The organism is Fodinibacter luteus (genome assembly GCF_039541575.1).
GTDB lineage: Bacteria > Actinomycetota > Actinomycetes > Actinomycetales > Dermatophilaceae > Fodinibacter > Fodinibacter luteus.
This window is the reverse complement of sequence record NZ_BAABGM010000020.1, coordinates 16,831-43,601: the sequence shown is the minus strand read 5'-3', so window position 1 is coordinate 43,601 and position 26,771 is coordinate 16,831. Positions and strand designations below refer to the sequence as shown.

The 26,771-nt window shown below is 72.1% G+C and carries 14 protein-coding genes; 10 read left to right on the top strand and 4 right to left on the bottom strand.

Annotation, left to right across the window (positions count from 1 at the left end; translation table 11 throughout):
* Positions 1 to 21 precede the first annotated feature (21 nt).
* From ABD899_RS14980 to ABD899_RS14950, 7 genes are all read left to right on the top strand, one after another.
* Positions 22 to 951, top strand: a complete 930-nt coding sequence (locus ABD899_RS14980) for an SMP-30/gluconolactonase/LRE family protein (protein WP_345207442.1) — start codon at positions 22 to 24, stop codon at positions 949 to 951.
* Positions 948 to 2,309: a glucose-6-phosphate dehydrogenase gene (locus ABD899_RS14975; protein ID WP_345207440.1), complete on the top strand. Its 1,362-nt coding sequence runs from the start codon at positions 948 to 950 to the stop codon at positions 2,307 to 2,309. The genes ABD899_RS14980 and ABD899_RS14975 overlap by 4 nt, the downstream gene beginning before the upstream one ends.
* 201 nt (positions 2,310 to 2,510) lie before the next feature.
* A complete protein-coding gene (locus tag ABD899_RS14970) occupies positions 2,511 to 3,635 on the top strand; it encodes a M20/M25/M40 family metallo-hydrolase (protein WP_345207438.1) in 1,125 nt (374 codons plus the stop codon).
* A 68-nt stretch (positions 3,636 to 3,703) separates the two neighbouring features.
* A complete protein-coding gene (locus tag ABD899_RS14965) occupies positions 3,704 to 4,144 on the top strand; it encodes a hypothetical protein (protein ID WP_345207436.1) in 441 nt (146 codons plus the stop codon).
* Positions 4,145 to 4,178: 34 nt separating this feature from the next.
* Complete coding sequence (locus tag ABD899_RS14960) at positions 4,179 to 5,534, top strand: anaerobic C4-dicarboxylate transporter family protein (protein ID WP_345207434.1); 1,356 nt, start codon at positions 4,179 to 4,181, stop codon at positions 5,532 to 5,534.
* Between the two features lie 67 nt (positions 5,535 to 5,601).
* Positions 5,602 to 6,957, top strand: a complete 1,356-nt coding sequence (locus tag ABD899_RS14955; protein WP_345207432.1) for a M20/M25/M40 family metallo-hydrolase — start codon at positions 5,602 to 5,604, stop codon at positions 6,955 to 6,957.
* A gap of 43 nt (positions 6,958 to 7,000) precedes the next feature.
* The gene (locus ABD899_RS14950; protein WP_345207430.1) at positions 7,001 to 8,323 is read left to right on the top strand and encodes an APC family permease; all 1,323 of its coding nucleotides are present in this window, start codon (positions 7,001 to 7,003) and stop codon (positions 8,321 to 8,323) included.
* Between the two features lie 49 nt (positions 8,324 to 8,372).
* Here ABD899_RS14950 and ABD899_RS14945 read toward each other — a convergent pair whose 3' ends face one another.
* The 4 genes from ABD899_RS14945 to ABD899_RS14930 are packed head-to-tail and all read right to left on the bottom strand — an operon-like array spanning position 8,373 to position 11,776.
* The gene (locus ABD899_RS14945; protein WP_345207428.1) at positions 8,373 to 9,551 is read right to left on the bottom strand and encodes a cysteine desulfurase family protein; all 1,179 of its coding nucleotides are present in this window, start codon (positions 9,549 to 9,551) and stop codon (positions 8,373 to 8,375) included.
* Between the two features lie 58 nt (positions 9,552 to 9,609).
* Entirely contained in the window at positions 9,610 to 10,284 is a 675-nt protein-coding gene (locus ABD899_RS14940) for an ArsR/SmtB family transcription factor (RefSeq protein ID WP_345207426.1), read from the bottom strand.
* Positions 10,281 to 11,576, bottom strand: a complete 1,296-nt coding sequence (locus tag ABD899_RS14935; RefSeq protein WP_345207424.1) for an MFS transporter — start codon at positions 11,574 to 11,576, stop codon at positions 10,281 to 10,283. Before ABD899_RS14935 ends, ABD899_RS14940 begins: the two co-directional genes overlap by 4 nt.
* On the bottom strand, positions 11,573 to 11,776 hold the full coding sequence (locus ABD899_RS14930) for a hypothetical protein (protein ID WP_345207422.1): 204 nt from the start codon (positions 11,774 to 11,776) through the stop codon (positions 11,573 to 11,575). The genes ABD899_RS14935 and ABD899_RS14930 overlap by 4 nt, the downstream gene beginning before the upstream one ends.
* A gap of 402 nt (positions 11,777 to 12,178) precedes the next feature.
* Between ABD899_RS14930 and ABD899_RS14925 the strand changes: the two genes are divergently transcribed.
* From ABD899_RS14925 to ABD899_RS14915, 3 genes are all read left to right on the top strand, one after another.
* Complete coding sequence (locus tag ABD899_RS14925) at positions 12,179 to 13,777, top strand: sensor histidine kinase (RefSeq protein ID WP_345207420.1); 1,599 nt, start codon at positions 12,179 to 12,181, stop codon at positions 13,775 to 13,777.
* The gene (locus tag ABD899_RS14920) at positions 13,774 to 14,439 is read left to right on the top strand and encodes a response regulator transcription factor (RefSeq protein ID WP_345207418.1); all 666 of its coding nucleotides are present in this window, start codon (positions 13,774 to 13,776) and stop codon (positions 14,437 to 14,439) included. The genes ABD899_RS14925 and ABD899_RS14920 overlap by 4 nt, the downstream gene beginning before the upstream one ends.
* A 104-nt stretch (positions 14,440 to 14,543) precedes the next feature.
* Entirely contained in the window at positions 14,544 to 26,681 is a 12,138-nt protein-coding gene (locus ABD899_RS14915; protein ID WP_345207416.1) for a right-handed parallel beta-helix repeat-containing protein, read from the top strand.
* The last annotated feature ends 90 nt before the right edge of the window (positions 26,682 to 26,771 follow it).

Sequence of the window (26,771 nt, the reverse complement as noted above, 5' to 3'; positions counted from 1 at the left end):
TGGACGACGAACGGACCGACGATGGATGCCGCGGGTGACGTGCCGGTCGAGGTCGCCGTCGACGTGGGTGCGGAGCACGCGGAGGGGCCGATCTGGGACTCCCGGACCGCCCGCCTCTGGTGGGTCGACATCACCGGCCAGGCGGTCCACTGCTCAGACCCGGCGACGGGACGTGACACGGCGTGGAGGACACCGTGGCAGCCGGGCGGGATCGTCCTGGACGTGCAGGGCCGACCCGTGGTCGCCGCCCCGGACGGCTTGGCCGTACTCGACCCCGACACCGGCCGCACGACGCTACGGGTCGCGGTCGTCGAGCAGAACAAGCCCGAGAACCGCGCCAACGACGTGACGATCGACTCCCACGGACGGTGCTGGCTCGGCACCATGGCGTTCGACAAGCGACCCGGGAACGCCGCGCTGTACGTCATCGACTCGGGGACCGTCTCCTGCGCCGTCGACGGCCTGACGATCTCCAACGGGCCGGCGTTCGACGAGGCCCGCGGCCGCATGTACCTCGCGGACACGGCGCTGTTCCGGGTCGACGTGTTCGACCTGGACCCCGCCACCGGTGCGCTGAGCGACCGCCGCCGGTTCGTCGACCTCAGGGCCGACGGGTTCTGGCCCGACGGCATGACCGTCGACGACGAGGGGATGCTCTGGGTGGCCTGCGGGCGTGCCGGTGCGGTGCACCGGTACCGGCCCGACGGCATCCTCGACGGGCTGGTCACCGTCCCGACGAGCAACCCGACCTCGGTGGCCTTCGGGGGGTCCGACGGCGAGGACCTCTACATCACGACGTCGTGGTTCGACCTCGAACCAGAAGCCCGTGCCACCCAGCCCCTGGCCGGGGCGGTCTTCACCTGCCGTCCCGGCGTCACGGGAGCGCCCGCGGCCCGATACGGGGCTGGGCCCGCGGCCTCCACGCCCAACGAGGAAGGTGGTCCTTCATGATCCAGCGGATGGTGCTCTTCGGAGCCTCCGGCGACCTCACGAGCCGGCTGCTGCTGCCCGCGGTCGCGCAGCTCGCCGAGGAGGGCGCGCTCCCCCCGGGACTGGCCATCGTCGGCGCCTCGAACGTCGACTGGACCACCGATGACTTCCGTGAGCACATCGAGGCCGGTCTGCGTGAGCACAGCCACGTGTCAGCGAGCACGCGCGAGCGCGTGGTGCAGATGCTGACCTTCCAGCCCGCGGACGTCACGTCGGCGGCCGACGTCAGCAGGGTCCTCGGGTCGGAGCACCCCCACACGCTGGTCTACCTGGCGCTGCCACCGGTGCTCCTGGACTCGGTGCTGTCCGCACTGGCGACGGCGGGCCTGGGTGCCGGCGACGCCCTCGCCGTCGAGAAGCCCTTCGGCACCGACCTGGCGTCGGCGCGCGGGCTCAACGAGACACTGAGGATCCGTCTCCCGGCCCCGACGATCTTCAGGGTCGACCACTTCCTGAGCAACGAGCTCGTCCGGCGGGTCAACTCGCTGCGGTTCCTCAACCGCGTCTTCGCCCCGGTCTGGAACGCCGAACACATCGAGCGCGTCGACATCAGCTGGCTCGAGGACCTCACCCTGGAGGGCCGGGCGTCCTACTACGACCGAGCCGGCGCGATGAAGGACATGCTCCAGAACCACCTCATGGAGGTCATGGCGCTCGTGATGATGGAGCAGCCGGCCCGTCTGGACGCGCAGTCGTTCCGGGCCGTGCGGGTGGAGGCACTGCGGGCGGTGGCCACGCCGGTGGCGGAGACGATGCGCAGCACGACGGTGCGTGCCCGGTACACCGCCGGCACGATCGGTTCGCGAGAGGTCCCCTCCTACGTCGACGAGCCGGGCGTCGACCCCGCCCGCGAGACCGAGACGTACGCAGCCCTGACCCTGGACGTCCACAACCCGCGATGGTCGGGCGTGCCGTTCACGATCCGGTCGGGGAAGGCGCTCCGGCAGCCCTCCGCGGAGATCGCGGTCCACTTCCGTCCCCTGCCGCGCTACCTCACCGACCAGTGGCCCGGGGTGGAGCCCAACGTGCTGCGGGTGGGGCTCACCGAGCCCTACGTGCGGCTGTCCACCACCCTCAACGGCCCGGACCTGACCGCGGAGCAACGGCAGCTGGAGACGGTGTCCCCGCCGCCGCCGCTCACCGCCTACGCCCACCTGATCCGCGAGATGCTCGACAACGACCCGATGCTCTTCATCCGTGGCGACGAGGCGGAGGAGTCCTGGCGGATCGTCGACCCGGTGATGCAGGCGTGGTCCGCGGGAGCCGTGCCCCTGCAGGACTACCCGGCGGGCGGCGACGCGCCCGAACCCGTCAGCTGATCGGGGTCGCGCCACCGCCACTCGCCGCCACCCGCAGCCACCCGCTGGCGTGCCAGTTCGGCTGTCACCGGGGCGACTTCGGATCGCAGCTTCGCCCATTCCGGGTGAGGAACCGAGTGCGACGCGGGGCTAGCGTCGGTGCCATCGAGGGACTCCGCACCCGACCGGGCCCCGGGGCCTCGCCGGCGCGAAGGCACGACCATGGCGACTGCGACCGATGTGGACCGAGACCGACTGCTGCGCACCTTCCTGGACCTCGTGGCGGTCGACAGCCCGACCGGTCACGAGGAGGAGATCGGCCAGGTCCTCCTGAACCGGTTCCAGGAGCTCGGCTGCGAGACGACGAGGGACGACATCGGCAACATCGTTGCCGTGTTTCCCGGGACACGCGAGGGGACCATCCTCGTCTCCACGCACATGGACACGGCCGGCACCGACCGGGGCATCATCCCGGTCATCGGGGACGACGGGGTGATCCGCACCGACGGCTCGACGATCCTGGGTGCCGACGACAAGTCCGGGATCGCCGGCTGCCTCGAGCTCCTCACGCTCCTGCGGGCAAACCCCGGGTGGTCGTTCCCGACCATCGAGTTCGTGGTCACGGTCGGGGAGGAGAGCGGGCTGGTCGGGTCGCGGCACCTGGACGTCAGCCGGCTGCGCGCGACCCACGGCTTCGTCCTCGACACGGCCGGCGCGATGGGGTCGGTGACCTACTGGTCGCCGACGTCGGTCTACCTCACCATCACCTTCCACGGCCGCAAGGCCCACGCCGGCGTCGAGCCGGAGAAGGGCATCAGCGCCGTGCAGGCCGCAGCGCGGGCGATCGCCGCCATGACGCTCGGTCGGATCGACGAGGAGACGGTCGCGAACATCGGCACCGTCACCGGCGGCCAGGCGCGCAACATCATCCCTGACCTCGTCGTGCTCGAGGGGATGGCCCGCAGCCACGACCAGGTCAAGCTCGACCGCCAGCTCGACTCGATGCGGACCGCGTGCGAGGACGCGGCACGGGCCTGCGGCGCCACCGTCGACTTCGTCGCCGAGGAGATCTACCGGACGTACAAGATCGAGCCCGACGCCCGGCCGTACCGCGAGGCGGCAGCAGCGTTCCGGTCGCTCGGGGTCGAGGTGATCCCCCGCAAGTCCGGCGGAGGAACCGACGGGAACTACTTCAACGCCAAGGGGATCCCGTGCGTCGCCCTCCCGACCGGCATGGTCGACGAGCACGCCACGAGCGAACACATCGCCATCGACGACATGGTCCTCGCCGCGCGGACGCTGGTCGCCATCGTCACCCTCCCGCCCGAGGGCGCCGCCGCGTCGTGATCACCCGGTCCGGGTGATCAGCCGGCACGACCGCGGGGACGAGAGTCGAGACGGACAAGGAGACAGCGATGTGGCGCTCGACAAGGTTCAGGATCGTCCCGGCCGCGATGGTGATCGCCCTGGTGTCGGGCTGCGCCCCGGATCCTGCCGGCCAGGACCTGTGCGCCCAGTACGCCGACGTCAAGGCGGCCGCTGAGGAGTTCCGCGCCGCGCCCCCCCTGTCCACCGACAACGCCGAGGACTTCCAGGCCTCCGTGGACGAGCTGCGCGAGCGTGCCGACACGGTGAGCGACCAGCTGGACCAGCTGCAGCAGGTGTCCGAGGGCCGGCTGGACACGGCGATCAGCTCGGTGCGACAGCGAGCCGCCGAGGTGAAGCAGTCCCTGGCGGTCGCGACGTACGAGGCCGCGGCGACCCTCGGCCCCCAGGTCGAGGCCGCCCAGGAGGAGCTCGACGCGGCGTTCGCGCAGCTCGACCAGAGGGTTCAGACCCAGTGTCCGGCCGGGTGAGCCGAACAGTCCCCACCGCAGGGAAGGAAGTGCCATGAGCGTCAGCTTCGTCCTCGAGGCCCTCGTCGTGCTCGGTGCCATCGTCATGGGTACCAGAGCCGGAGGTGTGGGCGTCGGTCTCTGGGGTGGCCTGGGCACCTTCGTGCTCGTCTTCATCTTCGGCGAGGCTCCCGGCGAGCCCCCCGCCGCAGCGATGGCGATCATCCTCGCGGTCGTCACCACGGCCGCGCTGATGCAGGCCGCCGGCGGCATCGACTGGATGGTCGCGGTGGCCGCCAAGGTCATCGAGAAGCGCCCGAAGCAGATCACCCTCATCGCCCCGCTGACGGCCTTCCTGTTCTCCGTCGGCGCCGGGACCAGCAACATCATCTACCCCCTGCTGCCCGTCATCTACGACGTGTCCTACAAGAACAACATCCGGCCCGCGCGCCCGATGACGGTCACCGTCGTGCAGTCCGGGATCGCCCTGGCCGCCTCCCCCGTCTCCGCCGCCATGGCAGCCATGCTGACCCTCACCGACGTCGCTCCGTACGACCTCGGGCTGGGGCAGATCCTCGCGATCACGTTCCCGGCCTGCGTCGTCGGCATCATCGTGACCTCGCTCGTGGTGAACCGGATGTGGAAGGAGCTCGACGACGACGCCGAGGTCCAGGCGATGATCGCCTCCGGCGAGCTCGCCCCACCTCAAGCCGCGGCTGCCGCGGGTGAGTCGGCGTCCGCTGCACTGACGTACACCAAGCCCGGGCGCAACTCAGCGATCGCCTTCCTCCTCGGCGTCGTCGCGATCGTCGTCTTCGGGATCTTCCCCGACCTGCGCCCGTCCTACGAGGTCGACGGCGAGGCCGTGTCGGTCGACATGACGACGACCATCGTCCTGCTCATGTTCGTCGTCGGCGTTCTCATCCTCTTCATCGGCAAGCCCAAGGTCGCCTCGGTGCCCGACCAGTCCGTGTTCAAGGCCGGCATGATCTCAGCCATCGCCCTGTTCGGGATCGCGTGGCTGACCTCGACGTTCATCGCCGCCCACGAGGACTACATCATCTCCACGATCGGCGAGTGGGTCACCTCGTGGCCTGTCATCTTCGCCCTGGCGGTGTTCCTCGTGGCCGCGCTCACGACCAGCCAGTCGACGGCCACCCGCACCATCGTCCCGATCGGCCTCGCCGCCGGTCTGCCCGCCGGCATCGTCACCGGGATGTGGGCCGGTGCCCTCGGCGGCGTCTACACGCTGCCGGCCAACGGCACCCAGATCGCCGCAGCGAACTTCGACCTCACGGGCACGACCAAGCTGGGCACCAAGCTGCTCGACCACAGCTTCTTCGTCCCGATGCTCGTGCTGTCGGTCACGACGATCGCCGTCGGTGCGGTCATCGGCGGGCTCTTCTTCTGACCCACCGCCGACGACCCGTCACGACCCCTCTCCCGCCCTCGCACCTGAACGAAAGGCAGCGCCCGTCATGCAGGCATCAGAGATCACCCAGAAGGCCGCCGCGCTGATGCCGGGTGTCGTCGCGGACCTCGAGGAGCTCGTGGCGATCCCCTCGGTGTCGTTCCCCGGCTTCCCGGCCGAACCGATGGAGCAGATGGCCCGGCGCACCCTCGAGATGTTCCGTGAGGTCGGGTTCGCCGACGCCCGGCTGATGGACGTCCCGTCCGGCTACCCGCCCATCTACGGGGAGGTCCCCGGCCCGGAGGGGTCTCCGGTCGTCGTCATCTACGCGCACTACGACGTACAGCCCGCCCCACCGGAACAGGGCTGGACGAGCGAGCCGTTCACCCCGACCCGCAAGGACGACGGCCGCATCTACGGCCGCGGGTCCGCCGACGACATCAGCGGCCTGGTGACCCACCTGGGCATGATGCGCGTGTTCGACGGCAAGCCGCCCTGCACGGTCAAGCTCATCCTGGAAGGGATGGAGGAGACCGAGAGCAACCTCGAGGCCTTCGTCGAGGCGCACCCCGACCTGTTCGCCTGCGACCTGTTCGTCATCTGCGACATGGGCAACCTGCGCGTCGGCGAGCCCGTGCTCACCACCGCGCTGCGCGGTGACGTCGCCTGCGTGGTGACGGTGCGCACGCTGGACCACCCGCTGCACTCGGGGGTGTTCGGCGGCCCGGCACCCGACGCCATGATGGCGCTGGCCCGGCTCCTCGCCACCCTGCACGACGACGAGGGAAACGTCGCGGTCGAGGGCGTCTCGCGCGGCGCGTGGGAGGGCGAGGACCTCAGCGCCGCCGACTTCCGCGCCAGCGCGGACGTTCTCGACGGGGTCGGGCTCACCGGCACGGGTCGGGTCGGTGACCTGCTCTGGGCGCAGCCCTCGGTCAACGCGATCGGCATCGACATGACGCCCATCGCCACCTCGTCCAACGTCCTCATCCCGGAGGCGAGCGCCAAGATCTCGATGCGGATCGTCCCCGGGGCCGAGCCCGCGGCCGAGCTCGACGCCCTCGTCGCCCACCTGGAGTCCCACGCCCCCTGGGGTGCGCGAGTCGAGGTGCGCCGCACCAAGGAGGCGCCGCCGTTCCGGTGCAGCACGGACGGTCCGGGGTACGCCGCGGCGCGGGCCGCGCTCGAGGAGGCCTTCGGCAAGCCCGCCGGTGAGGCCGGGTGCGGCGGCTCCATCCCGCTCCTGCGCACCCTCCAACAGGCCGCTCCCGAGGCGGAGTTCATCCTCTGGGGTCCCGAGGACGTCGCCTGCGCACGCATCCACGCCTCCGACGAGAGCGTCGACCCCGATGAGATCGAGCGCATGGTCGTTGCCCAGGCGCTGCTCCTCGAACGCCTCGCCGAGGATGCCGGCCACCGTTGATCGCCGCGAGGACGTCCAGTCCCTGCCGAGGAGGGAATGAGCAATGAGCACCCCAGCCGGTGACAAGCGCATGACGGTCACCCAGGCAACATTCATCGGCGTCGGGTCGATGGTGGGCGCGGGCATCTTCGCGCTCCTCGGCGCCGCAGGAGCCGTCGCCGGTTCGGCCGTGTGGCTCTCCTTCCTCATCGCCGGCGCCATCGCCGGACTTCAGGGGTACTCCTTCGCCAAGCTGGGGTCCGTCTACCCCTCCGGAGGAGGCCTGCTCCACTACCTCGCCAAGGGGCTGGGCGAAGGCCACGTCACCGGCATCACCAGCTGGCTGTTCTACGTGACCGCGGCCATCGTCACGGCCATGGTGGCGTCCTCGTTCGGCGGGTACGCGAGCTCGGTCCTGACCGACAGCGACCCGACCTGGACCAAGGTGTTCGCCATCGCCATCGTCCTCGTCATGGCAGCGCTCAACGTCGTCGGGTCCACGGCGGTCGCCAAGGTGCAGTCGCTCATCGTCAAGGTCGTGCTGACGATCCTCACCGTGTTCGTGATCTCCACGCTGACGAACTTCGACCCCGCCCTCCTCGCGCCGTCGGGCTACCCGGGGCTCCGCGAGATCATCGCCAGCGTCGCACTGACCTTCTTCGCCTTCCTGGGGTTCGGCGTCATCACCTTCACCGCCAAGGACCTTCCCAACCCGTCCAAGCAGCTGCCCACGGCGATGTACCTCGCCCTGGGGATCGCCACGACCGTCTATGTCGGCGTCTCCCTCGGCGTGTTCGGGACCCTGACCGCCGACCAGGTGGTCGATTACGGCCCCACCGCCCTGGCGGAGGCCGCCAAGCCCACCCTGGGCCAGTTCGGGTACGTCCTCATGGTCATCACGGCTCTCTTCTCCACCGCGGGAGCCACGAACTCCGGTCTGTACCCGTCCGCGGGGATGACCAGGCACCTCGCGTCGGTCGGCCAGTTCCCGCCGGCGCTGGGTGGGACGGTCGGGCGGCGGAAGGCCCCCGTCGGGCTGCTTCTCCTGACGAGCTTCACCCTGGTCTTCATCGTCCTGTTCGACCTCAACAAGATCGCGTCGATCGGGAGCGCCGTGGCTCTCCTCGTCTTCACCATGGTGACGCTGGGGCACTTCCGACTCCGGGGCGAGACCGGCGCCAACGTCGTCGTGCTCACCGTCGCCCTGGTGTCCACGCTGGGGACGTTCCTCGTCTTCGCCGGGACGACGCTCGCCGACGAGCCGGCGACCGCGGTCGCACTGGTCGCCATCGTCGTGCTCGCGACCGCAACCGACCTGGTGTGGAAGCGCAGGCGCGACGACCCGGCCCCGCTGGGTTCAACCCGCGACAGCGGCTCGAGGAGCTAGCGGTCTGAACGCACGGCTCCTGTGGCGTGTCCGCCACTCCGGGGTGACGTCAGGTCGACCGCGCTCTGGCGGCGTGCGCGATGTGGGCGCTCGCGTCGTCGACCTCGTCGGGGCTGGTCCAGCGGCCGAGCGAGACGCGGATCGCGGCGAGGGCCTGCGTGGCCGACAGGCCCATGGCGGTGAGGACCGGGGAGGGTTCGTCGCGTCCGGCGTGGCAGGCCGACCCGGCGGAGACGACGACGTCGGTCAGGTTGGCGAGCAGGGCCAGGGCGGGTGCGCGGTCGATCCGCACGTTCGCGGTGTTCGGCAGGCGCTGGGTGGGGTGACCGTTGAGGTGCACCCTGCCGGGGAGCAGGGTTTCCATCCGGCGCTCGAACCGGTCGCGCAGTCCCCGGAGTCGTTGCGTCTCCCCACCGGCCAGGGATCGGGCAGCCAGGGCGGCGGCCTCGCCGAACCCGACGGCGTACGCCACGTTCTCGGTACCCGCCCGCAGCCCGCGCTCCTGGCCTCCGCCGCCGATGAGCGGGTGGAGGGTGACGCCGGGGCGGATGTAGAGCGCACCGATCCCCTTGGGGGCGTACAGCTTGTGCCCCACCACGGTGAGCAGGTCGACCCCGAGGGCGTCCACGTCGATGTCGATCTTGCCTGCGGACTGGGCGGCGTCGACGTGCAGCAGCACACCGGCGCTTCTCGTGGCTCGCGCGATCCGGGCGATGGGCTGGATCGTGCCGGTCTCGTTGTTCGCGTGCATGACCGACACCAGCACCGTGTGCGCGGTGATGGCCGCGGCGACCTCGGCGGCGTCCACCTGGCCGTTCTGGTCGACGCCGAGGTAGGTCACGTCGACACCGTGCAGATCCTCCAGCTCGCGGCAGGCGGCCAGGACGGCGGGGTGCTCGGTGCCCTGGGTGATGACGTGGCGGCGGCGCCCGGGCGGGGCGGCGAGGACGGCGCCACGGATGGCCAGGGCGTCCGCCTCGGTGCCGCTGCCGGTGAACACCACGGCCCCGGCCGGGGCGCAGACGAGGCCCGCCACCTGGCGGCGCGCCTCCTCGAGGCCGACGTGGGCTGCCGCCCCATAGGTGTGGCTCGAGGACGGGTTGCCGAACTCGCGGGTCAGGTACGGGGTCATCGCCTCGACCACCGCCGGGTCGATGGGGGTGGTGGCGTTGTGGTCGAGGTAGACGGGTCGCCCGCGCAGTGCGGGGTGTGCTGATGCTGTCGTCATGCCGGGCCCGTTCTCGTGGATGCGAGACCGTAGGCGGACCCGTTGACGACCACGCGGCTCATGCCACACCGGCGTCCACGGGCAGCCCGGCCAGGCGCCACTCGAGCATCCCCTCGTGCAGGCGTCTGGCGGTGCGGCCCGTGGAGGTGAGCTGGTCCACGGCGTCGTGGGCCAGCACGCAGTAGGCGCCGCGGCAGTAGGCGACGATCTCCACGTGCGGCGGGAGGTCGCCGAGTCGGTGCTCCAGCTCCTCCAGTGGCACCGACACGGCGCCTGGGATGTGCCCGGCGGCGTACTCCGTGGTGGGTCGCACGTCGAGGACGAGGACATCACCTGCACGCACCCGGCGGATGAGCTCGTCGCGGGCCACGGCATCCGACCGCTCGGTGGCAGATGCACGAAGGTAGCCTTCGGCGGCCCGGTCGGCATCGGCGAGGTGGGTGGTGGCGACGGTGCGCAGCAGGGCCAGGAGCGCGGCGACGTCGTCGCCGGCGAGGCGGTAGTGCACGAAGGTGCCCTGACGGCGGGCCCGGACCAGCCCGGCATCCTTGAGGGCCCTCAGGTGCATGGACGCGGTGGACAGCCCGAGCCCGGCGGTGGTCGCCAGCGCCTCGACGGTGTACTCCCCCTGGGCGAGGAGGTCGAGCAGCTCGAGCCGTCTGGGGTTGGCCAGGCCCTTGCCGGCTCGGGCGAACTGTTCGTACAGCGCGGTCTTGGCGTCGCGCCGGCTCATCGGGGGTCTCCTGTGGGCACGGGGTGGGCGGGGTCGTGTCGGGTCTCGTACATGCGCACGGCGACGACGACCCCGGAGAGTGCGGTCAGGGCCGCGACGGTCCCGATGGCCGTGCGGACCCCGTAGAGGTCGGCGAGGATGCCGGCGAGCACGGCCCCGACGGCGAACCCGCCGTCGCGCCACAGCCGGTAGGTGCCCACCGCCCGGGCCCGCCAGGCGGGGTGGGCGACGTCGCCGATCGCGGCGAGCAGGGTGGGGTAGACCATGGCGGTTCCGGCGCCGAGCAGCACCGCCGCCGTCGCCCACCAGCCGAACCCCTCGGCCGTGGCCATGATCGCGAGGCCGAGGGCCTGAACGCCCATGCCGGTGGCGATGAGCCACTTGCGTCCCCACCGGTCCGACAGGCCGCCCGTGACGAGCTGGCCCACCCCCCAGACCAACGGGTAGATCGCGGCCAGCAGGCCGATCCGCTCGATGGACAGCCCGGCCGACAGGAACAGCACCGGGAACAGGCCCCAGGCGAGGCCGTCGTTGAGGTTGTTGACCAGACCGGCCTGGCTCGCCGAGGAGAGAGCCGGCTCCTTGAACGAGGTCTGGACGAACACCTCGCCGTTGCCCAGGTGGTCACCGAGGTGGTCGTGCCGCCCGTCCGCGCGGGCGACGTGGCTCCTGGCCTCGAGGCGGGCGTGCTCGCGGGTCTCCCTGACGAAGAGCGTGGAGATGCCCAGGCCGAGGCCGGCGAAGGCGATGCCGAGGTAGAACGGGGCCGGGCGCAGCCCGTGCGCGGCGGCCAGGTACCCGGTGGCCAGGGCGGTCAGCGCGACCGCCGCGTAGCCGGCCGCCTCGTTGAGCCCCATCGCCAGCCCGCGGCGCGCCGGGCCGACGAGGTCGATCTTCATCACCACGGTCGTCGACCAGGTCAGGCCCTGGCTGATGCCGAGCAGGACGTTCGCGAACACGACCCAGCCCCACGACGGGGCCCAGATGAGCAGGAACGGGACCGGGAGCGCGACCAGCCACCCGGCCACGAGCACCGGCTTGCGCCCGAACCGGTCCGACAGCGTCCCGGCGACGTAGTTCGTCGCCGCCTTCGCGAGCCCGAACGCGACGATGAACGTCAGGGCCGCGGTGTAGCCGGGGACGCCGAAGACCTCGGTCGCCAGCAGCGGCACGACGGTGCGCTCCTGACCCAGCATCCCCCCGACGAGGGCGTTGACGCCGACAAGCAGGCTGAACTGGGCGACGTTGGCCCGCAGGCCCAGGCGTGGCGTGTCCTGGTGGACGGCGGTCACGCGGTGACCTCCACGACGCCCTGGGTCGCCCGCGCCCACCCGTTCGGGCCCATCGGTTCGGCGGCGCCGGCGCCGGCGGCGCCGGCGGCGCCGGCGGCGCCGAGCTCGACGGGCTGGACCCGGACGACCGTTTCCTCGTCACGCCGGGGCAGCACCGAAGGGAGGCCCCGTGGGCTGGCGGTCGTCCGGGCAGCGGCCATGCAGGGAGCATACTTCAATAGAACATGGAATATCGAAGTTTCCCGCAGGCGCGCCGACCGACAGGCAGTGCGCCGGTGCGGGGTGCCGCGCCACGCACGCTGGGGCGCCGGACCACGAGTACTGCCTGTCGGTCGGTTCACGGAAACGACGACTCACCGGGTGCCAAGCCGCTCCATCACCCCACCGTCGGGCCGCGCCACATCACCCGAAGAGACTATGGACGCCTCGCGCTCCTCGCGTGAGACTCGGGGGAGTCCTCGCGGCCGCGGGCAGCACGGGCGGCCATCGGGGAGACAACTGAAGGGTGGACGACGGGTCGAGCGGGGTGCGGGCCACCGGTTCGCGTCGTCGTCCACAGGTCGAGGCTCGGTGCAGCCGGGCAGGTTGGCGGGTGTCGCAGGGTGCACCTCAGATCATCAGTCACGGCCCGGGCCGGGAGCCGACAGCCCCCGAGCCCGGGCACCGCGTCCTCGCCGGCGTCGCCCGGCGGGGCACCCGAGAGCGCGCCGGCTCGGCGGCGGCGTGCGTGGCTCGGGCCGGCGCGCAGCACGAGGGTCAGGATCCTGCTCTCGTTCGTCGTCCTCGTGGGGCTGTCGACGTTGGCCTCGTCGGTCGCCGTCGGCGAGGTCCTGACGTTGCGGCTGGAGTCGCGCGTCGACGCCAGCCTGCGGCAGGAGGTGCTCGAGCTGAGGGCCCTCGTCGAGGACGGGCGCGACCCGCGGACCGGCTCGGAGCTGACGTCCGCCGCCGCGCTCTTCGACCTCTACCTCAGCCGCAACGTCGCGAGCCCCGGGGAGGCCGTCGTGACGTTCGTCGACGGCGAGGTCCACCGGACCGACCTGGCCCGGTTCCCGCTGGAGCAGGTGCCGGCGGAGGCGCTCGGTGCCTGGCAGCCGCAGTCCCTCGGTGGCTTCCGTCCCGTGGACGGGGCCGGGACGTACGAGACCGAGCACGGGACGGCGCGGTGGAACTCGCACGCCTTCTCCATCGCCGGCGAGGACGGCCTGTTCGTCGTGACGAGCCTGCCCTCGGCGGAGCTCGCCGAGATCCGGGAGCTCGGCACGTGGGGCCTGGTCGTGTCGCTGGGGGTCCTGGCGGTCGCGACGGCGATCGCGTGGCCCGTCGCGGGGCGCGTCCTCGAACCGGTGCGCCAGCTGACCGAGACGGCTCGGTCGATCTCGGAGTCGGACATGAACCACCGCGTCGCCGTCTCCACCGTCGGCGAGGCCGCCGACATGGCGCAGAGCTTCAACGGGATGCTCGACCGGCTCGAGGCGGTGCTGCACGCCCAGCGCGAGTTCGTCCGCACGGCCGGGCACGAGATGCGCGACCCGCTCGCCATCTGCCGGGGCCACCTCGAGCTGCTCGACCCCAGCGCACCGGATGCCGAGCGCACCATCGCGCTCGTGCTCGACGAGCTCGAGCGGATGAGTCGCCTCGTGGGCGACCTCGAGATCCTCGCCGACGCCGAGCAGCGCGACTTCCTCCGGCCCGAGCCGATGGCGCTCGACCTGTTCACCCACGAGGTGGTGGCCAAGGCCGCCGTCACCGCGGACCGCGTGTGGCGGCTCGACGCCGCCGCCGAGGACACGGTGACGGCCGATAGGCACCGGGTCACCGAGGCCGTGATGAACCTCGTCCACAACGCGGTGATGCACACCGATGTCGGGGACGTCGTGGCCATCGGCAGTGCGTCCACGGACTCAGAGTGGCGGATCTGGGTGCGGGACACGGGCATCGGGTTGCCGGACCACGTTGACCTGTTCGCGCCGTACGTCCGTGGAGAGGCCGCGCGCTCTCGCTACCAGGGGGCCGGGCTCGGGCTGGCGATCGTGCGGCTCGTCGCCGAGTCGCACGGCGGGAGGGTCATGGTCGAGGGTCTCCCCGGCCTGGGTGCCACGTTCACGATCGTCGTGCCCCGTGACCCTCCCCCCGAGGGCGCGGGCGCGGGCGCGGGCCAGGGGCCGGAGACCGACTCGGGTGGGGGGCCCGCGGGATGAGCCGGATCCTCGTCGTCGAGGACGACCACCGCATCGCCGCCTTCATCGAGAAGGGCCTGCGCGCTGCGGGGTGCGTCCCGGTCGTCGCCGACACCGCGCAGGAGGCGGAGGCCCTCGGCGTCGCCGGGGACGTCGACCTCGTGATCCTCGACATGGGCCTGCCCGGCGGCGACGGGCTCCAGGTGCTGCGGGCGATCAGGTCGGCCGGGCGCCAGATGCCGGTCATCGTGCTCACCGGGCTCACCGAGCGCGACGCCACGATGTGCCTCGAGGCCGGTGCGGACGACTACATGCGCAAGCCCTTCGCCTTCGACGAGCTGCTCGCTCGAATCCGAACGCGTCTGCGGGACAAGTCATCCCATGACGGGATGGGAATCGACGTCGGTGGGGTGCACCTCGACCTGCGGACCCGTCGGGTGCGGGTGAACGGGCACCTCGTCGAGCTGACGAACCGCGAGTTCGTGCTCCTCGAGGCCTTCATGCGCCACCCGGGGCACGTCCTGAGCCGGGAGCAGCTGTTGTCCCAGGTCTGGGGGTACCACTTCGACCCGTCGACCAACCTCGTCAACGTGTACGTCAACGCCCTGCGCAAGAAGGTCGGCGGCGACCTCATCGAGACCGTGCGGGGGGCCGGGTACCGCTTCACGGCCGACCCCGCATAAAGGTTCCTTCACCCGCACCTCACGAAGTCGTGACCCCACGCACCCACTCTGGGACTGCTGGTCGTGCGTGCAGGGCGCGTGACCGCCGAGGAAGGTGCGGTGCGATGTCCGGTCGTCACGCTCAAGGTCGTCAGGCTCAGGTCACGAGGTCCACGTCGTCAGGCGGGGACCGGGCGGTCGCCCGCCGGAGGCGCCGACGCACCGCCCTCGCGGCGCTCGTCGGCGTCGCCGCGGTCACCGCGTCGCTCCTCGTCGCGCCGCTGGCGTCCTACGCCTCGACGACCTTCGTCGTCACCTCGACGGCGGACCTCGTCGACGCGTCACCGGGCGACGGGCTGTGCGCCACCGACGCGGGCTCGTGCACGCTGCGGGCCGCGGTGCAGGAGGCCAACGCCAGCCCGGTGGTCGACACGGTGACGGTGCCCGCCGGGACCTACCGCCTGACGCGCCCCCCCGAGGGGGGCAACGAGGCCGACTCCGGCGACCTCGACGTCACCGCCCCCCTCGTCGTGGTGGGCGCCGGGTCCGGGACGACCTCGGTCGTCGGCGGGCCGGTCCCCGAGGGCGCGCCACCCGAGCAGCTCGGGATGGACCGGCTCCTCGAGCTGACGGACACGGCCGGCTCGGTGAGCCTGACCGGGCTGTCCCTGCGCGACGGCTGGAGCGCCGAAGAGGGTGGCGCGGTGCTCAACGCGTCCGCGGGCACCGTGACGTTCACCGACGTCGTCGTCGCCGACAGCGCCAGCCAGGGCGAGGGCGGCGGGATCCACCACGTCCAGGGCGCCCTCCACCTCGTCGACTCCAGGGTCTCGGGCAACACCGGTCGCGGCGGCGGTGGTCTGTACGTCGCGGGCGAGCTCAACCCGAACGGGGTCGCGGCCCGCGCGACGCTGACCCGCACGACCGTCAGCGGCAACGAGGCGGCATCCGGGGGCGGGATCTCCGTCGAGCACGAGGGCGACCTCGAGCTGCGCGCCGCCACGGTCACCGACAACCACGCGGACGCCCACGGTGGCGGCGCCTCGGTGACGTCGAAGGCGACCCTGTCGGTCACCGACGGCTCCTTCGTCGACAACACGACCCACGGCGACGGCGGCGGGCTGTTCACCTCGACCGAGGCTTCGGTCTCGGTGACCGGCACGCGCTTCGAGGGCAACCGCGCCGGCGCAGAGGTCGACGGCGAGGTGCCCGACGGCTCGGGTGGTGGCCTCGCGGCCGGCGGCATGGGCTCGCTCAGCGTGACGGATGCCGTGTTCACCGGCAACGAGGCGTCCGCCGAGGGCGGTGGGGCCTACCTCGACAACAACGGCTCGGTCACCATGAGCGACACCCAGGTGAGCGGCAACCACGCCCACGCCGGCGCCGGCATCGAGAACGCCGCCGCCCGCGTGACCCTGCGCAACCTCAGCATCACCGGGAACGAGGCCGACGCCGACGGCGGCGGCATCGAGAGCAACGGCAGCGGGAACTTCACGATCATCGACACGACGATCAGCGGCAACACCGCCGAGAACGGTGGCGGCATCGCCAACGCCGCCGACGGGGCCCTCCGCATCGAGAAGACGCTCATCTGGGACAACCGCGCCCTCCAGCGCACGAGCGACGACACCGGCCTCGGCGGTGGTGTGTACAGCCTCGGCGACGCCAAGGCGCTCTACGAGAACGTCACCATCAGCGGCAACATCGCCCAGGTGCGCGGCGGCGGGATCTACGTCGATGCTGACGCGCCGGTGGTCGTCACCTCGACGACGATCGCCCACAACAGCAGCCCGATCGCCAGCGGCGTCGGTGGGGAGATCGGCTCGCCCAACGTGCCGATCCAGCCGAGCGCGGGCGTCATCCTGCGCAACACCATCGTGTCCGACAACGAGCTCGGACCGAACTGCTCCTTCGCCGTCGGGTCCGAGGGGGGCAACCTCGAGGACGGCGACTCGTGCTGGTTCCGCGGCCCCCTCGACCGGAGCAACGCCCCCACCGCCGGCCTCGACGCCGTGGCCGACCGCGGTGGATCGACCATGACCATGGGCCTCACCCCTGAGAGCCTCGCCCTCGACGGCGGTGTCACGCCCTGTCCGAGCACCGACCAGCGCGGGGTCGCCCGCCCGCAGAACGAGCGCTGCGACTCCGGCGCCTTCGAGTCGGAAGGGCCGTTCCCGGCACCCGACGACACCGCGCCCGACACGGAGTTCGTCGCCGGCCCGATCCAGGACACCCTGACGACCTCCCTCTTCCGGTTCACCGGCACCGACGACGTGACGGCGACGGAGGACCTGCGCTACGAGTGCCGCCTCCTCGAGAGCGACCCCACCGAGCCGCCGGACCCCCCGGACCCGACCCAGCCACTGCCCCCCGAGCTGCAGTTCGTCGGCTGCGGGCAGCCCTGGCAGGTGCCGCTCATCGAGGACGGCTACTGGACGTTCGAGGCCCGCGCCATCGACCGGGCCGGCAACGTCGACCCCACCCCGTTCGTGCACCAGTTCGGCGGCTTCGCCGACGTCATCGCGCCGAACACGACCATCCTCGAGAAGCCGTCCGACCCGAGCACGAGCTCCGCGGCGACGTTCACGTTCTCGGCGACCGACAACGCCACGCCGGTGGAGTTCATGGAGTTCGAGTGCCGCCTCGACACGCTCGACCCCGCCGCCTGGCTCGAGTGCACCAACCCCGCGGTCTACAGCAACCTCGCGCCCGGCGAGCACACCTTCGAGGTGCGCGCCGCCGACGCCGCCGACAACATCGACCCCAGCCCGGCCAGCCACACCTGGACCGTCGGGTCGCCCGTCGACTGCGACGCCGCCAACATGACCCTGACCGCCACCGCCGACGCGACGGTCGACGAGGCAACGCCGCTCGACAACCTCGGCAACCTCGAGGCCTTGACCGTGCGCTCGGCCGCGCCCGGCGCCGACGCCCGCTCGCTCGTGCGCTTCGACCTGCCCGGCGGCCTGCCACCGTGTGAGCTGGAGAGCGCCACGCTGCGGCTCTTCGGCGAGGGCGACGACGGCCGCGTGCTGCTCGCCGTCCCGGCGGCCACCGCGTGGGTCGAGAACACCGTGACGTGGAACACCCAGCCCGCCGGTGCCGGGCTGCCCTCGACGACGACGTCGGGCAGCGGCTACCGCGAGCTGGACGTCACGGCGAACGTCGAGGCCTTCGCCTCCGGCACACCGAACCACGGGTGGATCGTCCGCGACGCCGCCGAGGAGGACGCCGCCGGCGCGGAGCAGACCTTCGTGAGCAGCGAGGCGGTCCGCGAACCGCCCACCCCGCCCCAGCTCGTGCTGCGCTTCGAGCCGGCCGGCACCCCGACGCCGCCGGCACCCCCGGAGCCGGTCGGCACGACCACCGTGACCTGCGGCCAGGTGGTGACCGAGAGCATCCGGGTCGCCAACGACCTCGTCGGGTGCATGGGTGAGGGCCTCGTCGTCGGTGCCCCGAACCTCGTCGTCGACCTCGACGGCCACACCATCTCCAGCGGGCTCGTCCTCGACCCCGGAGCCGAGCAGGGCTTCTTCGCCGGCATCCGCAACAGCGGGCACACCAACGTCGTCGTCCGCGGCGGCACGGTGACCGGCTTCGGGTACGGCGTGCGGCTCATGGCGGGTGTCACCCACAACCTCGTCACCGACATGACCTTGCGCTCGAACACCTCCGCCGGCGTCGAGCTCTTCGACGCCGACAACGGGCGGGTCGGGAACACGGTCCGCGGCAACACGATGACCCTCAACGGCGACGGCGTGACGCTGCTCGGCGGGTCCGAGGGTTCGACCATCGCCGAGAACACGTTCTCCGGCAACCTCGGCCGCGCCGTCTACGGCTTCGACGCCAGCCACCACACCATCGCCGACAACACCGTGAGCGGTGACACCGGCGACCCGCTGCTCGACAGCGACGGCGGCATCTCGCTCGAGTCGTCGACCGACACCGTCGTGTCGGGCAACTTCCTCTCCGACATCGGGGATGCCGCGATCCTCGTCACCGCCGGATCGCACCGCACCGTCATCGAGGACAACACGACCACCCGCACGTCCGACTCCGGCGTGTCCGTCGACGACTCCGACGGCGTCACCGTGCGCGGCAACACCCTCCACCTCTCCGGTGGGGCGGCCATCGGGCTCGGCGGGTCCGACGACGCCCTCGTCGAGGACAACGACGTCCGGTACAACCCGGGCGGCATCCAGCTCGCCGGTTCGAACGACGCCGTCATCCGGGCCAACGACGCCCGCCAGACCCAGGCCGACGGCATCTCGCTGGAGAGCTCTGCCCGCAACCTCGTCGCCGACAACCTCACGAACCACACCGGTGGCACCGGCATCAGTGTCGAGGGCGAGGTCCTCGACGCCAACGGCGACCCGGTCGACGGCAACACGATCGAGTCCAACGAGGCGACCGGCAACCTCGGCGACGGCATCGCCGTCAACGGCGCCGGCCACACCGTGACCGCGAACGAGGCCTACAACAACGGCGCATGGGGCATCAGCGCGGCCGCGGGCACGATCGACGGCGGCGGGAACCTCGCGAGCGGCAACGCCGAGCCCGAGCAGTGCACCGGGGTCGTCTGTGACCCGGGGAGTGCCCCCGCGCCCGTGGCCCCGGACACGACCGCCCCGGATGCCGCCATCACCTCGGCCCCGGCCAACGGCTCCTCCGCCCTCGCTGCGCACACGTTCGCCTTCACGGCGACCGACGACCAGGCCCCCGTCACGGCGATGCGCTTCGAGTGCCGGCTCGACGCCCCGCCGGACCCCGAGCCGGAGCCCCCGGAGCCGCCGGAGCCCGGCGACCCGCCGGAGCCCCCGCAGCCCGTGGACGTCGACAACTGGCTCCCGTGCGGCAGCCCGTTCACGTACCAGTACCTCCTGAGCGGCGAGCACACCTTCGAGGTCCGGGCCATCGACCCCTCGGACAACGTCGACCTGACCCCGGACGTCCACACGTGGACCGTGGTGTCCGCGCCGCCCGGACCCGACGCCATCGCTCCCAGCACGACGATCACGAGCGGGCCCACGGACCCCTCCACGTCCTCGGACGCCTCGTTCGCCTTCGCCGGGTACGACAACGCGACACCAGGCCCCTACCTGACCTTCGAGTGCTCGGTCGACGGCGGCGACTTCACGGCGTGCACCTCGCCACGAACCCTCACCGACCTCGCCCTCGGGGAGCACGACTTCGCCGTGCGCGCCGTCGACGCGGCGGGCAACCGTGACGCCTCGCCCGCGACGCGGACCTGGACCGTCGAGGAGCCGCCGGCCGACACCACGGCGCCGGAGACCACCCTCGACGAGCACCCCGACCCCCTCACGGTCGGCACCTCGGCGACCTTCGCCTTCTCCAGCCCCGAGGACGACGTGACGTTCGAGTGCCGCCTGGACGGCGCGGAGTACGCCGCCTGCACCTCGCCCACGACCCTCACGGTCGCGCCCGGCGAGCACACCTTCGACGTCCGTGCGGTCGACGCGGCCGGCAACGAGGACGACACGCCCGCCACGTGGTCGTGGACCGTCGGCGCTGCCCCCGTCCCGACCGCACCCACCTGTGGCCAGGTCGTCACCGAGAGCATCGTGCTGACCGCCGACCTCACCGACTGCGGTGGCGACGGTCTCGTCGTCGGCGCTGGCGACATCACCATCGACCTCGACGGCCACGTCGTCGACGGCACCGGCCTGGCCACCGGCATCCGCGTCGACGGCCACGACCGCGTGACGGTCACCGGCGGGTCCGTGCAGGAGTTCGACCACGGCGTCGCGCTCGGGTCGGGCACGTCCGGAGCCATCGTGCACGCCATGGAGCTGCGGATGAACGAGCTCGCCGGCGTCTCGCTCACCAACGCCGACGACGCCGCCGGCGGCAGCACGGTGCGCCACACCCTGACCACCGCCAACGGGGTCGGCATCCTCGTCGAGGCCGGCACCCAGCGGGCCCACGTCCACCACAACACGGTGACGGGCAACACCGGCCAGGGCATCCACGTCCTCGCCTCGGGCGACAACTCCATCGAGGACAACACGCTCAGCGGGTCCAGCGACGCCGGTGTCGAGCTCGTCGGCTCGGTCGGCAACCGCCTGCTGCGCAACACCGTCAGCCAGGCCGCCGACACCGCGGTCATCGTGGCCGAGGGCTCGCACCAGACGGTGCTCGAGGAGAACACGCTCACCGACAGCGAGGGCGGCGTGGCCGTCGAGCTGTCCGACGGCGCCCGCATCGTCGGCAACACCGTCCACAACATGTCGGATGCCGGTGTCGTGCTCGAGTCGGCCGACGGCGCGCTCGTGCGTGACAACGACCTGCGCTTCAACGCCGGCGGCATCGAGCTCGGCGGCTCGTCGGGCAACCGGATCGAGGCCAACCTGGCCAGCGAGACCGCCGGCACCGGCATCGAGGTCGGCGACGGCTCGCTGCGCAACGTCTTCCTCGGGAACGAGGCCAACGCCAACGAGGGTGCCGGCATCTCGGTCGGCGCGGCCGCACCGGCCGGCGAGGGCAACCTCATCGACGGCAACACGGCCGACGACAACGCGACCGACGGCATCACCGTCTCGGCCGTGGGGCACATGATCGCCCGCAACTCGGCCAACCACAACGGCGGCTACGGTATCTACTCGGCCCTCGCCACCGTGGCGGGCACGAACGTCGACGGCGGCGGCAACCGCGCCTCCGGCAACGAGGGCGGCGGCATCGACCCGGAGACCGGCCTGGTCATCCAGTGCTTCAACATCTCCTGCGACGGCGGCGCCGGGGCCCCCTCCGACACCGTGGCCCCGGACACCTCCGTCATCGACGGACCCGGTGACCCGACGACCCGCACGACCGCGACGATCACCTTCACGGGCAGCGACAACGCCACCCCGGTGACCTTCGAGTGCCGGCTCGACTCCACCGACGCCGCAGGGTTCGCACCCTGCACGTCGCCGGCGTCCTTCACGGGGCTCACCGTGGGCGAGCACGTCTTCGAGGTGCGCGCGACCGACTGGTCGGGCAACGTCGACCCGACCCCGGCGCAGCACGCCTGGACGATCCAGGCGCCGGCGCCGGACCAGGCCCCGGAGACGACGATCCTCACCGGGCCCGACCCGACGACGGTCGGCACCCAGGCCACCTTCACGTTCGAGAGCGACGAGGAGGGCGTGGAGTACACCTGCTCGCTCGACGGGTCGGATGCCGCGTGCACGAGCCCGGTGACCTTCGACGGTCTCGCGGTGGGCGGCCACGTGTTCGAGGTGGCGGCGACCGACGCCGACGGCCTCACCGACCCGACGCCCGCCACGTGGACCTGGACCGTCACGGCGGCCCCGGTGGCCACCAGCGTCTCCTGCGGCCAGACGATCACGTCGAGCGTGCGCGTGACCAACGACCTCGCCGACTGCCCCGGAGACGGGCTGGTCATCGGCGCGGACGCCATCACCGTCGACCTCGACGGCCACACGATCGACGGCATCGGGCTCGGCGCGGGCGTGCGCAACACCGGCTTCGACTCGGTCGCGGTCACCGGCGGCACGATCACCGAGTTCGACGACGGCATCCTGTTCGCCGGCGGGCACGGCATCGTCGACGCGATGACGCTCACCGAGAACCAGGTGTCGGGTGTCGCGATCCGTGGCGGTCCCACGGGATCCGTCGTGCGTCACGTCGACGTCGGCTCCAGCCCCGTCGGGATCGAGCTCTCCGGCGGCACGACGGGCGCCACGGTGCACGACGCCACGCTCACCCTCGTCCCCGGTGACGGCGTCCTGCTCGACGGCACGACCGCGAGCACGGTGACCCGCACGGCCGTCACCGGCGCCAGCCAGTCCGGCATCGCCCTCGTCGGGGCGAGCGGGAACACGATCACCGACAACACCCTGTCCTCGAACAGCGGCTCGGGTGTCTCGCTCGACCTCGCCTCCGACGACAACACGGTGCGCGGCAACGACGTCGCCGACAGCGGCTCCGACGGCATCGTCGTCACCGAGTCCGACGGCAACGACGTCGTCGCCAACGTCGTGACGACCTCCGGCGGGTGCGGCATCGGCCTCGAGGGTGCGACGAACACCCTCGTGGCGAGCAACGACGTGCGCTTCAACGCGGGCGGCATCTGCCTCACCCTCTCGAGCGGCAACACCATCGAGCGCAACACCGTGGCCGGCAGCTCCGGCACGGGTATCTCGCTCGAGGGCGAGTCGTTCGACAACGTCGTGCGCCTGAACACCGTGAGCGGCAGCTCCGGCTCGGGCATCGAGGTCGCGGGTGCGGCCCCGGCGGGCGAGGGCAACCTCGTGCAGGGCAACGTCGCCACCGGCAACAGCGGGGACGGCATCGCCGTCGCCGACGCCGGGCACACGGTGACCGACAACGTCGTGACGCTCAACGACGGCTGGGGCATCTTCGCCGTCGACGGAACCGTCGACGGTGGCGGGAACGAGGCCTCGGGCAACGCCGAGCCGGCCCAGTGCCTCGTCGTCGTGTGCACCGTCACCGCGGCCCCGGGTGCTCCGGACACCACGATCGTGGACCGTCCGAGCGACCCGTCGAACAGCGCCAACGCCCAGTTCACCTTCACCGGCAGCGACAACACCACGCCGACGTCGGCCCTGGGGTTCCAGTGCCGCCTCGACAGCACCGACGAGCTCGACTTCGTCGACTGCGACAACCCGTGGCAGCTGACCGACCTCGAGCCCGGTGAGCACACCTTCGAGGTGCGCGCCATCGACGAGACCGGCATCGTCGACCCGACGCCGGCGACCTTCACCTGGACGTACGTCGCCCTGCCGACCGGCGCGGCACCCGACACGTTCATCGACCTCGCGCCCCCGGCGGCGTCCCCGCTGCTCGACGTGTACTTCACGTTCTCGTCGAACGAGCCGGACGTGACCTACGAGTGCTCGCTCGACGGCGCCGTGTTCACGACGTGCGCGTTCGCCGCGGAGTACTCCTTCGAGGAGACCGAGGTGGGCTCGCACACCTTCCGGGTGCGTGCCACCGACCCCGAGGGCAACACCGACCTCACTCCGGCCACCTTCACGTGGACCATCACGGGGATCCTCGCGACCGTCACGAGCGGCCCGGCCTTCGTGCCCGCCGAGGGCACCGACCCCGCCACCGGCGGCGAGACGATCGACACGACGGCGACCTTCACCTTCGAGGCCAACGTCGCCGACGCCACGTTCCGGTGCTCGATCGACGGCCTGGCGTTCACGGAGTGCACGCCACCCGTGACGTACACAGGTCTCGCCGTGGGCGACCGGCTGTTCCAGGTCTACGCGATCGACCCCGAGGGGGCCGAGCAGATCGAGGCCACGCAGTACGACTGGACCATCGTCTCCGGCCTCGACACCGTGCCGCCCGACACCCAGGTGACCGGCGGTCCCGCCGACCCGACGGGCGCGGCCACCTTCGAGTTCGCGGGCACCGACAACGTCACCTCGCCCCAGGGGCTGACCTTCGAGTGCAGCCTCGACGACCCGGCCGACGCCGCGTTCGCCGCGTGCACGAGCCCGTGGACCTACCCCAACCCTGCCCAACCCGAGCCCTTGGCGCCCGGCACCCACACCTTCCACGTGCGGGCGATCGACGCCGAGGACAACGTCGACCCGACGCCGGCGACGCTCGAGTTCACGTACGCCGCCGACGACATCGCGCCGGCCGTGGCGATCACGGCCCTGCCGGCGACGACGGCGGCCGCCGGGGTCACCGCCCGGTTCACGGCGAACGACCCGTTCGCGACGTTCGAGTGCGCTCTCGACGGCGCCGCCTTCGAGGTGTGCTCGTCGCCCCACGAGGTGGTCGTCGAGGATGCCGGCCCGCACACCCTCGCGGTGCGCGCGACGGACCTCGCCGGCAACACCGGGGCCGTCGCGGAGGCGACCTGGCGGTACCTCGCGGCCCCCGAGACGAGCCTGACGGTGACCCCGCCGGCCGAGTCGGTGGGTGCGGCGGTGACGTTCGAGTTCACCGCGAGCGTGGCCGGTGCGACGTTCGAGTGTGCCCTGGATGCCGGGTCGTGGACCCCGTGCACCTCGCCGCACGAGGTCACCGGGCTCGTCGACGGCCAGCACACCTTCTCGGTGCGCGGGACCTCCGACGGGTTCACGGACCCCTCGCCGGCCCAGCACGTCTGGACCGTGACCGGGGCGCCGGTCGACACCGAGCCGCCCGAGACGACGATCGACTCCGGTCCTTCGGCGGTCACGACGGCGACGACGGCCACGCTCACGTTCTCCTCCGGCGACCCCGGTGCCGGGTTCGCGTGCCGGCTCGACGGCGGCCCCTTCGAGCCGTGCACGAGCCCGCTCGAGCTGTCCGCGCTGGCGGAGGGCGACCATCTCCTCGAGGTGCGCGCCGTGGACGCCGCGGGCAACACCGACCCGACGCCGGCCAGCCACGCCTGGACCGTCGACGGGCCGCCCGAGGCGACCATCACCGCCGGGCCGGACGAGGCGACCGAGCTGACGACGGCGACGTTCGAGTTCACCTCGGACGAGCCCGGGTCGACGTTCACCTGCTGGCTCGACGGTTCCGAGGTCGGCTGCACCTCGCCGAAGACGTACACCGACCTCACGGTGGGCGACCACGTGTTCGCGGTGCGGGCCACGGATGCGGCGGGCAACGTCCAGGCGCAGTGGACCGAGTGGGAGTGGACCGTCACCCCGGCGGTGGCACCGGCCACGACGCTCACCGAGGCGCCGACCGGCACGACGACCACGGCGTCCGCGACGCTGGCGTTCACCGCGGACGAGCCGGGCACCTTCGAGTGCGCGCTCGACGGCGCGGCCTTCGCCGAGTGCACCTCGCCGCTCACGCTCACCGGGCTGGATGCCGGCTCGCACACCTTCGCGGTGCGGGCGGTCGACCTGGCCGGGAACCGCGACGCCAGCCCCGCCACGACGACGTGGACGGTGTCGCTGCCCGACTCCTCGGCGCCCGAGACCACGGGCACCGAGGGGCCGACCGGCCCGACGACGAGCACGACGGCGTCGTTCGCGTTCGGCGCGAACGAGACCGGCTCGACCTTCGAGTGCTCGCTCGACGGCACGGCCTTCGCGGCCTGCACGTCGCCGACGAGCGTCAGCGGACTCGCGGTCGGCGCGCACACGTACGACGTGCGTGCCACCGACGCCGCCGGCAACACCGACCCGACCCCCTACCGGTGGTCGTGGACGGTCGAGGCGCCCCCACCGAGCTGCACCGCCGGTCCGGTCACCCTGACGGCCACCGGGGACAGCTGGATCGACCAGGGCAGTCCGTCCTCGAACAAGGGCACGGACTCGGTGCTCAAGGTGATGTCGAAGTCCGGCAGCAACCTGCGAGCCCTCGTGCGCTTCCAGATGCCGACCGTCCCGGCCGGCTGCGAGGTCAACACGGCGACGCTGCGGCTCAACGCGGCATCCGCCCGCACCGGCCGCACGCTGCAGGCCTTCCAGGTCGGTGGCGCCTGGACCGAGGCTGGGGTCACCTGGGCCAACCAGCCGTCGACGACCGGCACCCCGGCGACGACCTCGTCCGGGACCGGCTGGCGGGAGTGGGCGGTCAAGGGCCAGGTCTCGGGGATGCTCGCCGCCGGTGGCGGACACGGCTTCCTCGTCCGCGACGCCTCCGAGAACAACGACCACGAGCAGCAGTTCCGCAGCCGTGAGAACGGCAGCAACCGGCCCCAGCTCGTCATCACCTGGGCGACGGCCGGCTCGGGCGGCGGCGGCGGTGGCACCGGCGGCGGTGGCGGCGGTGGCGCCGGCGGCGGTGGCGGTGGCGGCACGCCCGCTCCCTCGTGCACGACGGTGACGGTCGACGCGTCGGCCGACACCTGGGTCGACCAGTCGAGCCCGTCGCAGACCAAGGGCACCGACTCGGCGCTCAAGGTGCGGTCCAAGAACGGCCAGAACGTGCGCACCCTCGTCGCGTTCCCGCTGCCCACCGTGCCGGCCGGGTGTGTCGTCGACTCGGCGACGCTGCGGCTCAACGCCGGGTCGGCGGCGTCAGGCCGGACGCTCCAGGCGTTCGCCACGGCATCCGCGTGGAGCGAGGGGTCGGCCTCGTGGGCCAACCAGCCCGCGACCACGGGCGCGGCCGTGACGACGACGTCCGGCACCGGGTGGCGGGAGTGGGGCGTCGGCGCGATCGTGCGCTCCATGTACTCCAACGGTGGCGGGTCCGGCTTCCTCGTGCGGGACGCGTCCGAGGGCGCGAACGCCGAGCAGTCCTTCTCCAGCAGGGAGGCCGGAGCAGACCAGACCCCAGAGCTCGTCGTGCGCTTCGCCCCCGCGCCCTGACGGCCCGTGCGCACGACGACGACTGGCCCCGCTCCGAGTTCCCCCCCGGGGAGCGGGGCCGGTCCCCGACCACTCGTCCCGGGAACCTGA